General features: G+C 40.1%; 17 protein-coding genes and 1 pseudogene. 15 read left to right on the top strand and 3 right to left on the bottom strand.

What is annotated here, in order from left to right; translation table 11 throughout:
* Positions 1-318: 318 nt before the first annotated feature.
* From G589_RS0116475 to G589_RS20410, 4 genes are all read left to right on the top strand, one after another.
* A complete protein-coding gene (locus G589_RS0116475) occupies positions 319-786 on the top strand; it encodes an NUDIX hydrolase (RefSeq protein WP_026519977.1) in 468 nt (155 codons plus the stop codon).
* Positions 783-1,349, top strand: a complete 567-nt coding sequence (locus G589_RS0116470; RefSeq protein WP_026519976.1) for a rhomboid family intramembrane serine protease — start codon at positions 783-785, stop codon at positions 1,347-1,349. The genes G589_RS0116475 and G589_RS0116470 overlap by 4 nt, the downstream gene beginning before the upstream one ends.
* Positions 1,350-1,473: 124 nt before the next feature.
* Positions 1,474-1,707, top strand: a complete 234-nt coding sequence (locus G589_RS0116465) for a hypothetical protein (protein WP_155828063.1) — start codon at positions 1,474-1,476, stop codon at positions 1,705-1,707.
* 120 nt (positions 1,708-1,827) lie between these two features.
* Complete coding sequence (locus tag G589_RS20410) at positions 1,828-2,169, top strand: iron chaperone (protein ID WP_029232516.1); 342 nt, start codon at positions 1,828-1,830, stop codon at positions 2,167-2,169.
* A 31-nt stretch (positions 2,170-2,200) separates the two neighbouring features.
* On the opposite strand, the gene G589_RS0116455 is transcribed toward G589_RS20410, so the two are convergent.
* On the bottom strand, positions 2,201-2,422 hold the full coding sequence (locus G589_RS0116455) for a hypothetical protein (RefSeq protein WP_026519975.1): 222 nt from the start codon (positions 2,420-2,422) through the stop codon (positions 2,201-2,203).
* Between the two features lie 39 nt (positions 2,423-2,461).
* Positions 2,462-2,875, bottom strand: a complete 414-nt coding sequence (locus G589_RS0116450) for a hypothetical protein (protein WP_022770102.1) — start codon at positions 2,873-2,875, stop codon at positions 2,462-2,464.
* A gap of 496 nt (positions 2,876-3,371) precedes the next feature.
* On the opposite strand from G589_RS0116450, the gene G589_RS0116445 reads away from it, so the two are divergent.
* Positions 3,372-3,599, top strand: coding sequence for a hypothetical protein (locus G589_RS0116445; protein WP_022770101.1), 228 nt, complete (start codon positions 3,372-3,374; stop codon positions 3,597-3,599).
* A gap of 176 nt (positions 3,600-3,775) precedes the next feature.
* Entirely contained in the window at positions 3,776-5,998 is a 2,223-nt protein-coding gene (locus tag G589_RS0116440) for an EAL domain-containing protein (protein WP_242826471.1), read from the top strand.
* Between the two features lie 295 nt (positions 5,999-6,293).
* Here the strand turns inward: G589_RS0116440 and G589_RS0116435 are convergent, their stop codons facing one another.
* Positions 6,294-7,379, bottom strand: a complete 1,086-nt coding sequence (locus tag G589_RS0116435; protein WP_022770098.1) for a serine/threonine protein kinase — start codon at positions 7,377-7,379, stop codon at positions 6,294-6,296.
* Positions 7,380-7,441: 62 nt separating this feature from the next.
* Here G589_RS0116435 and G589_RS0116430 point away from each other — a divergent pair, with 62 nt between their 5' ends.
* The 9 genes and pseudogenes from G589_RS0116430 to G589_RS20390 form a co-directional block, all read left to right on the top strand.
* Positions 7,442-7,903, top strand: a complete 462-nt coding sequence (locus tag G589_RS0116430; RefSeq protein WP_026522900.1) for a hypothetical protein — start codon at positions 7,442-7,444, stop codon at positions 7,901-7,903.
* 142 nt (positions 7,904-8,045) lie between these two features.
* Entirely contained in the window at positions 8,046-8,474 is a 429-nt protein-coding gene (locus tag G589_RS0116425; RefSeq protein ID WP_026522899.1) for a hypothetical protein, read from the top strand.
* Positions 8,471-9,427 carry a hypothetical protein gene (locus tag G589_RS20405; protein WP_051192495.1) on the top strand — a complete coding sequence of 319 codons (957 nt, stop codon included), beginning with the start codon at positions 8,471-8,473 and terminating at the stop codon, positions 9,425-9,427. The genes G589_RS0116425 and G589_RS20405 overlap by 4 nt, the downstream gene beginning before the upstream one ends.
* A 21-nt stretch (positions 9,428-9,448) precedes the next feature.
* Positions 9,449-9,829, top strand: a complete 381-nt coding sequence (locus tag G589_RS0116415) for a hypothetical protein (protein WP_026491482.1) — start codon at positions 9,449-9,451, stop codon at positions 9,827-9,829.
* A gap of 209 nt (positions 9,830-10,038) precedes the next feature.
* Positions 10,039-10,401 (top strand): helix-turn-helix domain-containing protein, encoded by a 363-nt coding sequence (locus G589_RS21455; RefSeq protein WP_155832570.1) that lies wholly within the window; start codon positions 10,039-10,041, stop codon positions 10,399-10,401.
* Positions 10,402-10,477: 76 nt separating this feature from the next.
* Positions 10,478-11,104 (top strand): hypothetical protein, encoded by a 627-nt coding sequence (locus tag G589_RS0116405; RefSeq protein WP_026491481.1) that lies wholly within the window; start codon positions 10,478-10,480, stop codon positions 11,102-11,104.
* Positions 11,105-11,271: 167 nt separating this feature from the next.
* Entirely contained in the window at positions 11,272-11,520 is a 249-nt protein-coding gene (locus G589_RS0116400; protein ID WP_026519970.1) for a hypothetical protein, read from the top strand.
* Between the two features lie 373 nt (positions 11,521-11,893).
* The gene (locus G589_RS20395) at positions 11,894-12,226 is read left to right on the top strand and encodes a helix-turn-helix domain-containing protein (protein ID WP_051192490.1); all 333 of its coding nucleotides are present in this window, start codon (positions 11,894-11,896) and stop codon (positions 12,224-12,226) included.
* A gap of 149 nt (positions 12,227-12,375) precedes the next feature.
* Positions 12,376-12,563 (top strand): annotated as a pseudogene (locus tag G589_RS20390) (IS1634 family transposase); the annotation flags it as partial.

The following is a 12,563-nucleotide window of genomic DNA, read 5'->3' as shown; positions in this document are numbered from 1 at the left end:
GGAAGGACGTTTACAGCCCAACATGGAGGAGCTATGTTCTGCTCACTGTCATGTAAGAGGATGTATGGCAACCATGTGAGCTTTAGATGCAGGGATTGCCGGAATGCTTCCTGTAAGGTCAGAAACAATGACCTGGTAAATTCGCCTCCGGACTGTGAAAACCTAAAGAACCCCAATAGGGCAGATTAAAGGCTGAAAAGTCGAATCATGTGACGACTTCTCAGCCATGCTTTAACTGATCATTTTGTTTTTACAGAAATAAAGAGGATTGTAAGCGATTGGAAATAGATTCATCAAGGGTGATGGGAGAATGAACAGATGAATTATATTGCAGAAATGAGAAAGCACGTAGGTCATGATCTGGTTATGACTGTCGGATGTGGCGTGTTAATAGAAAACGAAAAGGGAGAGCTTCTTCTTCAGAGAAGGAGTGACACCGGACAGTGGTGTGTACCAGGTGGGGCTCTTGAACCTGGAGAAACATATGTAGAAGCAGCAATAAGAGAACTGAACGAAGAAACTGGAATCCTTGTTTCGGATTTAAAACTCTTTGGACTATATTCAGGTTCCGACAGGAAAATACAATATCCTAACGGAGACGTGGTATATTCACTCTCCGTTATTTTTATTACGACAAATTATTCGGGAGAAATATCGGTTCCCGATGGTGAAGCATTGGAGCATAGATTCTTTGACAGAGATACTATTCCAAAGGAGCTGTTTGTTCCAGACGCAAGACCGATTCTTGATTGGGCTAAAGGCATAAAGGAAGTAGAAGTTAAATGAACAGCATATTTATTAATTCTCCCGCAACTATTGTCATCATTGGGATCAATATCATTATATTTGCCTTGGTAAACCTTCGGGCGTTTGATGTAAAAATGCTCGGATCTTCATATATGGATACTATACAGAACAGACAGTATTACAGGATAGTGAGCAGTGCGTTTACCCAGAAGGAAGTGTTGCATCTTGCCTGTAATATGTACTCGCTTTATAACATTGGAACAGTCCTTGAGCATGTCCTTTCTACAAAACTATATTCTATATGTTACATCGTAATCATGCTGTTCGGAGGGTATTTTTCCGCACGTTTCCATAAAAAAGGCTCGCCTTTTACATATTCCATTGGAGCATCCGGAGTGATATGCGGTCTATTGGGGATATATATGGTGATCGCATTTAGAGTGTTTGGGTTTGGAGGCATAAGATCTCTTATACCGACAATAATCCTTCTTATCGCAATGACTACATCAAAGAGGATAGACTCAATCGGACACTTTACCGGACTGATAGTTGGAATTATATGCGGCTTTGTTTTGGTCAGTTTATATTCTTATGGTTATTAACTAAAACTTACCAGTTTTTACATAGGGAGCTGCGAGTTAATTTATATATAATATAACGTTTATTATGGGTTTATAATACGTTGATATAATGCTTTTGGGACCTGATGTAGCAGAGGAAACAAAAGTGGGAAAAAGAATTACGGAAAAGAATATATACAAAGAAAGAGCAATTGAGTCCTGTGGCTTCTGCAACCGGACATGCTGGGCTCTGCGCAGAAACAATATAACCGATGTTTTTGCCCTAATACATATATACAACAAGGGTACACTTGGAAGTATAAAGGGAATAGGTGAAAAGGGATATGCGGAAATAGAGAAGTATATTTCAGAAGAATACTTGGATTCGCAGGAATACTAAATATAATTAACTCTTTCGCTATTCATGGGTAGTGGGGGAGTTTTTTATTGACAAAAACGAGGATATGGTTGTTAAATATAGAGCGTTGCCCTAGAAATGCTTAATAGAGAGGGAAAGTGCATGACAATCACTGATTTTATCAATTTACAGTCGGATCCAAAGATCAAAGAGATTCTTAATGACGTATATAAAACAATCAGGGAAGCCATTCCTGATGCAGAAGAGTGTATTTCATGGAATATGCCGACATTCAGAAAGGGTAAAAATATAATACATTTTGCTCCGGCAAAGAAACACTTAGGAATTTATCCCGGTCCTGATGCAATAGAAGCATTCGCCGGAAGGCTTACTGATTTTAATACCAGCAAAGGTGCTATACAGTTTCCATATAACAAAGAGATTCCATACGAACTTATAGCTGAAATTGCAAAGTGGAGCTACGAACAAAATGCCGTTGAATGAAAAATGTTAAGAGGGCTTAGTTAAAGCCACCTCAGTTACTAAGCCTCATTGTAATGAGCTGAAGATTGCCAGTTCCAAAGAACAGTGAGTTTCTAATCATACCAATTCTGTACAGGCTCAGCACATAAAACATCACACACATGATATGGAAGATACCGAACGTGTTTATAAGCTCCTCTACAGTTGGCGGATATCCATGTCTTCGCGTATAATTTCCGACAAATTCTGCGATTTGTGATTCAAGTTTTTCCATTTGTGAAATCCCCTTTAATACATAATTATAGTAAAAAAATTAAAGCATTCTTTTTAGGTCATTACGGATTTTTGTAACCTGAGATATGGCATTTTCACATTCTCTTTTCGCCTTCCCTATCTGGGACTGTACAATCACATCCATGAGGAATCCGTCGCAGAAAAGATCACCGAATGTCAAAAATCCATTAATATGAACTGATGAATATCCGTCAACGTCACGAAGTTCTTTGGAAAACTTGGCTAGCGCTTTCTTTGCTTCGTTTATTTCATGCTCAGCATCGCTCATTTTGCCGTGCTTGATCAGACCACTGATAAATCCGCCTCCAAGAGTATCAAAAAGTCCCCATCCACTTGCGCTTGAGAGGCTTCTTTTTGCCCTTTCAAGATGGTCAAGTGCCACATCAGCAGCTTCTATTGCTTCCTGTATCTCTCTTGTTCTCATGTCGTACATAACTGTTCCTCCATAAGTGTCTAAGGTGAACTATTACTAATATTATGGTAGAGCAGAGTATAGCGAAAATATATGACAGATGTAGTGTGATAAGCCGGCTTATTTTCCTATTTTAGAGAATGCATGATAAAAAGGTTAAAGGTTAAATGTGATGGACACGATTTCCACATCATTTTTTTAGGATAATTTAAGGCAGAGCATATAATATGTATCCATAAGGAACAGAGATGTTTTCCCCCACACATATTTTCATAACACATATGCTGCCAGCAGGCATTTTTACTGGCAGCAAACCTCCCACGAAATAGCTCAAAAAGAGCTTTCCAAATATTCGATAGACTCGCCTCTTCCTGTGCCATATTGTTCACAGGATGGAGAGGTGATGTCTGAACATTATGAATAATTAAATACACTATCTTGTATTATGACAATAGTGGTACTACAATATTATGTATAAGAAACCCGTAAACTTTATTTGTTCCAATGGAGAGTGATCATGATCACACAGTTCCCGGAAGTAATAACTATTGATGGTTTCGTTTACAAAAAGATGTCCCAGAGGGCAAGTGGAGGAGCATATTATGACTCCAAAGATAATCCTTCTGAGATAACATCGAAGTCAATCTGCCTTTATCCGAATGGAGAACTCACTTACAGCTGGAGAGGCGTTGAGCAAAAGTGGAATAAAAGCTACAGAATTGTAGGAAGACAGGCATTTAACTGAATATGGACAAATGGGCTTCACTGCAGAGATGCGGTGGAGCTTTTTTATTGAGAAATTCAGTTATATAGAAGTATTTATCGATTTGTTATTCATTTTTTAGCGAATATTTACATAATAGTGTTAGAATTAAGTAGGAGTTATCTTATAGTAAAGGTAATAAATTTGGTGGGGGTATTTTGGACATAAAGTGGATCTTTAAATCTATGAGCATAGTTGTTCTTTTCCTGGTAATCTCTATGTGTATCTTTTTGATGCCTGTTTCTGCATCAACAGATTCCCAAGCTACCGAATTTACAATTGGTGTGCCTGTAGACAGATGTCCTATGTTTTACATTGACAGCGATTCCGGTGAAATCGTAGGAATCGGAGTAGATCTCATGAAATCAGCCGCTAAGGAAGCTGGTTTTGAGGTCGTATTCAAGGCCATAAGTGAACCTAATCTTAAAGAAGCTCTTGATAATACTGAGTATGACTTGGTTATGCCCTTTGGCAGTGCTGTTACAAGCGCATCTGGGGACGCAACCATCGTATCAGAAAATCTCATACAAACCCCATTTACCATTGTCAATACTGGTAAACAGTCTATTTCTGACATAAGTGCCATTAGAATCGGAATGTTAAAATCACAGGGCGGAGTCGCAGAAACTGTAAAACAGTTATACCCTGGAATAACGATAATCCTTTACGATTCCATGGCTGACTGCATTAAGGCGCTTAGAAAAAACGAAGTAGATGCACTTTTGCATAACTCATATACTTGGAGCTATGTGCTTCAAAAACCATCCTATAAGGATCTTAAAGTACAGCCTTCTGCCATGTTTTCAATGGATTTTCGTGCCGGCACGCTTGATACCGCAGAGGGAAGAAAACGCATTGAACTTATAAATGAAGGAATTACAGCTATTCCTGAAACCAAAAAGCAGGCTATAGCCCTTGATTACACTACTAGAGATCTATATGTGTACTCTTTCTGGGATTACCTGTATCAATATAAGTATTTCCTTATTGTCGGGACTATTCTTTTTATTGCGCTTGTTATTATGATTGTCTTAAGACAGAAATCATATTTCGAAGAACAGAAGGAAAAGATGCGACTAATGGAGGATATTGATCCTCTCACCGGCGTACTTAGTCACAATGGTTTCAGGAAAAAGGTTGAGGAACTCCTTATCAATAACCCAGATACGGCATATACGATATCGTATAACAACATAAAGGACTTCAAGTTTATCAACGACAGCTTTGGATGGAAAGTGGGAGATGAGCTGCTAAAGTTCTGGACAGAGAGAAGTCTTGAAATTCTTACGGATAAAGAGGCCATTGGAAGGTATGATGGAGACCGCTTTGTAATTCTTCGCTGCATGGGTGGCAATGAGCAGATTCTTCAGGATGAAAAATATGTTCTAGCCCCTGTCCGTAATTACTTAAAAGATCGCGGCAAAGACTTCATTGTAAGGTTCTGCACCGGCATATATGTTCTTATGCCGGATGACTATAAGGATATAAACGTAGATAAGATGCTCGACTATGCCCGTATTGCCGAGAGAAAAGTAAGAGAAACCAAGAAAGAAGGATTTGAGTTTTATAATCCAACGCAGTGGGACAGAGGTAAGCAAAGCGCAGGAATAGTAAGCCGTCTTCCTGCAGCTGTTGAGTCAGGGGAAATACAGGTATGGTATCAGCCACAGGTAAACTATAAGACAGGAAAGATAACTGGTGCAGAGGCTCTTTGCCGGTGGAACAGTAAAAAGAGTGGGAATATTTCTCCTGGAGAATTTATTCCTATTCTTGAGGGGGCAGGGCTCATCTACGATCTTGATTGTCATGTGTGGGACACTGTATGCAAAGACTTAAGACGTTGGAATGAACAGGGTAGAGATATTTGTGTGTCTGTAAACCTTTCAAGACAAGATATTGTAAAGAACCCCGATGTGGCAGAGCATTTTAATACTTTAAAAGAGTTCTATAACCTATCGCCTGGTCAACTTCGTATTGAGATAACGGAAAGCGCATATGTTGAGAACTCAGATGTCATCATAAAGACCACCACTAAGCTTCGTGAGGCTGGCTTTGAAGTTGAGATGGACGATTTCGGTAGCGGATACTCATCACTAAATATGTTAAAAGAAGTAGTTTTAGATCGAATTAAGCTTGATCTTCGATTCATCACAGGCTCTGGAGATCAAAAGATGGGGCGGACGATACTTAGCTACATGGTTCAGATGCTCCAAGCTATTGGAACCTCCCTCATTGCAGAGGGTGTGGAGACATTGGAACAGGCAGATTTCCTAGGAAGCATTGGATGTGAGGAAATGCAGGGGTATTACTTCTACAAGCCCATGCCGGTAGATGAGTTTGAGAAACTTGATGGATTTGAAAAGAAATCAGATTTGAAATAATGTACGAATGGCTTAACAGGCAAAAGTAAAATTGGTGCCCTAACATAGAGTTTAGGGCACCTTTTTTGTGATGGCCATAGGAAGATGACAAACGCAAGTTCGACAACCTAGGCGTAGTTATTGGACACCTTGTGCGCTAGGATATAGTCATCAGATGCAGATGAGCTGCATATGAAGTTATTTGTTGGGTGACATATAGATGGGGAGATGGCAGTAGCTATCTTCCTTTTTGCTTTATAGTAAAAAAGTTGCCACCGCTACAGTGGCAACGGACGTAAACGCTTTGTGATATATTTCAACTACCGGGATGGAAAATGATTATTTCCAGGAACATCAGTAGAAAAAACATGGCAATAGTGTAAATGGCTATTAGACCTGCAGCGCCGATTGCGCGTATGAATTTGTTGCTGTTCCTGCAGGGTGGGAATATCTTCTGTATTCCCAGGTAGTTGTAGCCGATTAGAATGTCACCGAGCATGATCAGTAGGAGGAATATCCGTTCAAGCCATAGTGCCGGTCCAAACGTGTTTTTTACTTCTAATGACAAGCACAGCCAGAAGACCATTATATAGACCGGAATTGCCACTATCATCTTGCCGGGAGTCATGGTTCTGAATCCTGGCGGAAGGACTGATGTCAGAGATACTTGTTCAGCTTCTGATGATAGGTCATTGCCCAGAGCTTTCATGAGAGCAACCTTTAGCTCTTTTACAGAATGAAAACGTCTGGACGGATCCATCTGAGTACACTTGCTGATTATGGAATCAAACTTGTGGGTGTTAATTGCAAGAGATTCAGAGGCTTCTTTAAGGATAATACCAAGTGAGTATATATCTGTTTGTGGTGAGGACTCACCAAAACCATATTGCTCAGGTGCAGCATACCCCTGAGTGCCAAGTAGTACTGTATCTGAACTGCGGTCTTGATCAGAAGATCTGTATTTTGCGGCGTTGAAGTCCAGAAGCATCACATTATCGTAATGAGTGATTATGATGTTTGATGGCTTGATATCTCTGTGTATCAGAGGTGGATTGTGAGAATGCAACTTTTCCAGAATATCACAGAGGTTGATCATATAATGACCTATTTGCTCTGTGGATAGTTTTCCGGATTCGATGATTTCCTTAAGAGTAGTTCCGGGAGCAAATGCTTCAATCACTGTAAGAGTGCCATTATCTTCGAAATAATCGATTACCTGTGGAATTCCGACTATCGGGTTTTCCTTTAGGTATTTATATACATCAATTGAATATACATCCAGTACTTTTTTTACAAAGAATTTACCTGTGTCCTGATGCTGTACAAGGTAGATCTTATGAGGCTCATTGATGGTGGCCACCACTTTGTAATATGAAATTGAAAGGCGCTGTTCAAGATCCACTAATACATCCCCTTTCGAAACAACTGCTGATGTTTATATTTTATCACTGTTTGGAGGTTCATATGCAGGAAAAAGAGACTAAAGAACTTGAGAAGGTTTTAGGAAAAACACATCTGTCAGACTATGACAGCTTTGTGGAGGATAACCGGGACAGTATGCTCTCAGCTTCAAATTCGTTCTCAACATATGTTAAAGGTTTGATGTCTCAAAAAGGAATATCGCAGCAGACAGTATTCCTTAACGCCGATGTTCCGGAGCGATATGGTTATAAGCTACTTTCCGGTGAAAAGCATACTAAGCAGAGGGATGTCATTATAAGGCTTTGCTATGCTGCGGAATTTACTCTTTCTGAGACACAGAGGGCACTGAAAAAATATGGAATGTCCGAGCTCTATGCCAAGGATGAGAGAGATGCACTGATCATGATTGTTTTCAATGAAAGACCAGGAAGCATCATTGATGTGAATGGACTTCTTAAGGAGCATGGACACTTACCTTTAAGGACAAGTGGAGTACAGGAGTAATTATTGAAAATTGCCACCGTAACAGGGGCAACGGAGAGAAAAACTCCTTGTTATAATGATTTAAAGGTTACGTTATTTTGTTTAAAACGTAACATTGATACGGATTATATGCCGTGTTTTTCAATAAGAAAGCAGGCATCATATGAAGAAAAAAACATTTTGTATTTTTAACATTATCTTTCCACTGCTTGTTGGGGCAGTGATCTATTGGTTCACATCTACGGATGTGATTTTCGTGGAGGCAGTCAGGTCAATTTGGGGAATGTCCATACATATAGGGATAGGTAATATCGATGGAGGTCTTGCCTGGCTCGTCAGGTATTACATGTCAGATATCCTTTGGGCATACGCTTTAGTTTTTGCTTTGTATTTAGCAGTAGGTAGTAATGCAGCAAGAGTTAAAACAGCTTTTGTGATTGCAGTAGTGTTTTCTACAGTCATGGAGGTTATTCAGCTCTCCCCAGTAATCCCGGGAACATTTGATGTAATTGATATATTGGTCGAGGCAACAGCTGAAGCAATTGCTGCGCTTATTATAAAAAAACAATATGAGGAGGCAAGCAATATATGAAAAACAAAATGAAATGGTTACCTGTATTACTCTGTCTTGTGCTTTTTGCAGGCATGGCGATTGGAAGCGGTTCATCTTCAAGCTCTGATGGTGATAAGCAGATATCCAGTGTCACAACGTCCTCTGATTCAGAAAGTAAAGAAACAGACGCGGGTGGTACAGAGGCAGGTGCTGCAGAGCAGGCTCAGGAAGAAAAAAAGGAAGAGGCATCAGCTGTAACAATTGAAGAGCAGGTTCTCTATGATGATAATGATATCAAGATTACAGCGACAGGCATTGAGGATTCGTGGGCAGGTACAAAGCTCACTCTTCTAATTGAAAACAATTCTGCTAAGGGAATTACAGTACAGGCACGTAATGCAAACGTAAATGGCTACATGGTTGAAACTATGATGTCTGCTGATGTGGCTGCTGGGAAGAAAGCAAATGATGGACTGACATTCCAGACGTCAGGACTTAAGGAATGCGGTATTGAGCAGATTGCGACCATGGAGTTCTTGTTCCATATCTTTGATTCAGAGAGCTGGGATGAGATAGTAGATACGGATGTGATAAAAATTGATACATCCGTCGCAGAAGGATACGTTCAGAATTACGATGACTCTGGTGAAGTCCTGGTAGATACAAATGGAGTGAAGATTGTAGGCAAGGGCCTTTCTGATAAAAATTCTTTCTTCGGTCCAGGAGTCATCCTTTATATAGAGAACAACTCTGATCAGGACATTACTGTCCAGGTAAGGGATGTATCGGTAAATGGATTCATGGTAGATTCTTCCATGTCTGAAGATGTAGTTGCTGGGAAGAAAGCAATAAGTGCGGTAACATTCTTCAATTCAAGCCTGGAAGAGAATGGAATAACGGATATCACCGATGTTGAGCTGTTCTTCCATATCTTTGACCTGAAATCTTGGGATACAGTTTTTGATTCGGATGTTATAACAATTAAGTTCTAAAGTAAAAGGAGAATAGGATTTATGAAAATTTGGAAGTTGGTGGCAGGGATTTTGACAATTGTATTCTTTATAATTGTGGCATTCCAGTCTTGTGCAGCAGGCGTGGTAAATGCGCTTGAGGAGAATGGAGGTTCGTCGGGATCTGCCGGAATCATAGTTGCTATCCTGATGCTTGCTGGCGGAATTGTTTCTATCGCTACAAGAAAGAGTTCCGGAAAAGGTGGCAATATAGCACTTATTATTATCTTTGGACTTGCAGCGCTGATAGGGTTTGCCGGACATGGTAATTATAGCGATCTGGTAATATGGTCAGGATGGTGCCTGATTAACGCCGCAGTTGCAGTAATAGCAATTGTCACAGGAAAGAAGAAAACTGAAGTAACTAATGATGAATCGCAATAATATTTAACAAAAAATTCATGTAGTAGTTTCAGAAAAGACCTCGTTTGAGGTCTTTTCCCATTTTATAGGATAGTACGCTATGAACGACTATTAGTAGACACTGGCTGATTTTTTGAGCACGACCATTCTTCTACAATAATGGAGTGATCGCTTTCGTTTGGAAAGGAGATAAATCCGTGACGGTAGGGGAAGTGCAAAACAGGATTCAGATGCTGATGGATGATCGTAAGTGGACATATTACAGGCTGGCAAAAGAGGCAGGCGTAACAACTACTACAATAACAGATATTTTTAAAAGAGATACATTCCCTAAAATGGAATTGATGAACAGTATCTGTGCGGCTTTTGGGATGACTTTTGGAGATTTTAGTTCTTTTGATATGAGCACTTCCGAGAATATGCCTTTAACACCACAGGAAGCGAGAATTGTGGCTTATTTACGTAAGCTAAGCGCAGCAAATAGGAAAGCTGCTGAGGGCTATCTTGAAGGTTTGGTGGTGGCATCTGAAAATGATGCAAGAGAATCTCTTGAACAAAAATTGCATGTCTCAAAACAGAAAAAGTCTGAATAAACAAAAAGCTAATGCCGCAGGGTGATTGGGAATGACCAGTCACCCTGTTTTTTTATGAGGATATGGAGGAAATAAAATGCCGAGGAGGACAACATTGGAACAACGCATCGATTTTTACATAAAAAGCTTTGGATTGGATCCGGCAGTGGTACTTGATATGACGAGGAAAATGTTAGAAGAGTATAAGGATCGTAGGAAATCATTTAATCCATTAATGTTACAACTGCCGCCAATGACTGAAAAAGAGATTCTGAAAAATAAGCAGGAGTTGAGAAGAGAATTCCTCAAGTTGATGAAGAAGGATAGGAAAAAGCATAATGAGGCACAGACGACTTTTGTGTATAAGGCTGTAAGGGCGCCGTGGCTTTGGGATAAGTTGATTGGGCTGTTGGATATGGTTGCGGATTTCAGCTATAAGGGAGAACTGTATAAAAAGATTCTTTGGAGCGCATATTTCACAGATGACGATCCTATGACTAATGAGCAGCTTGCTGATGAAGTAAACGTTTCGGATGATGTGATCGATTATAGGAAAAGAGAAGCTATCAAGCTATTCGGGCTTTTCATTTGGATCTATGCTTCTCGAAGAGAGCAGGAAGACATCATCGCAGGTATAGTGAAACCGGCTAATGATAATGATGATGATGAACATGATGAGAATGAAGAAGATGATGACAATGTGTGCGGAATTAAAGAAGACTGAAAGTGGCATGAATTCTGGAATTGAGGCACTATGATTGATGGAGTTGTACGGGAAGTGTTCTGTGGCTGTTCTATTGTTGTTCCTAAACTGTTCAAATTTTTTCGTGCTGACGTATTAGTTTTTTCTACATATAATATGCACTGTTGTATGAAAGGAGTGAGTATTATATGAATTCAGAAAAAACGTTAGTTCATGGGGGATGCACAAACTGTGGCTACGTCATGATGCATGTTGAGGTTGTCAAGGGATGCCTGCAATGTCCAAATTGCGGGGAGTGGCTTAGGGTAAGTGTTAAGAACAGAGGCTACTCCGCTCATCCGGCATCTGAGGAAGATATTAAGGAAGCTATTCTAATGAGGAACAAATATGCCAGGGAATGCAGGGAAGTAGCAACGCGAAATATCAGTAGGTTATAGTATTGGCTTTGAGCTCAGACATCATGGGGAAGATATCGGGCTGTTGTTGTAAGTTTGAAAACTGAATAGTTTGAGGTATATGTGAACGAAGGGCTGAATCGCAGTAAAGAATAATGTGGGGTTCTTCTATATGTAAATAGAAACCAAATGAGGAGGCGTAAGTCGAACGAGCCCCGCTCATGTGCCAAGAGTTTGCCTAGAGCTGTATATGCTGAAAATAAAAATAGCACCAAGGAGTCTGCAAAACGGAGATGTGACCATAACTTTTATGGTTTTGTTTCATTACCGTTTTGCAGGCTTCTTTTTTGATGCGAACGAAATTGCTCTAGGCGGGTTGTGTCTTCGTTTTCAGGCTCCGGAAAAGGAGAATGAAATGGAAACAAAGAACATCGGAGAAAGACTGAGACTGCTTAGAACAAGGAGCAACATGAGCCAGGAGGAACTGGCAAGAAAGCTTCACCTTGGAAGCCGAAGCGCTGTATCGGAGTTGGAGATGGAGAAAAGGACACTGTCTCCAACAATGATAAGAGAGTATGCTGAGCTCTTTGACGTGTCAGCTGACTGGATTATCTTCGGACAGGATGATAAGGAACGCATGGAAAGGAAAATAGAGACGGATGAGATACTGAAAGCATTCTTTTCAATAAGGAAGGGTTTAGTTAGGAAAGTTGCCATCGAGCAGGTTAAAGCTCTGGCAAAGCTGTGATTATTGTGAACTTCCACGATAATTAACACTCGTTGGACAATGATGAGATAATTATCAAAGAAAAGGCTTAAAATCGGCGTTTTTATTGCATGCAACCTGGATATATGGTATCATAATAATGAGTTAATTAACACTCGTCAGGAGGAGCCATGTATCTTAATATAACGGTAGAAACACCGGCTGTTGGAAACGGCATATCGCACAAGCCGATAAAGGGAACAAAGTATGTTTACTACGAGCATGGGCGGAGGTATGATCCCAAGAAGGGATATACCGTTCCTCAGACCACATCCATAGGAAAGATATGCGAAGATGACGTTACAAGGATGTATCCGAA

The organism is Butyrivibrio sp. VCB2001 (assembly GCF_000423965.1).
GTDB lineage: Bacteria > Bacillota > Clostridia > Lachnospirales > Lachnospiraceae > Butyrivibrio.
This window is presented reverse-complemented; position numbering and strand designations above follow the sequence as displayed.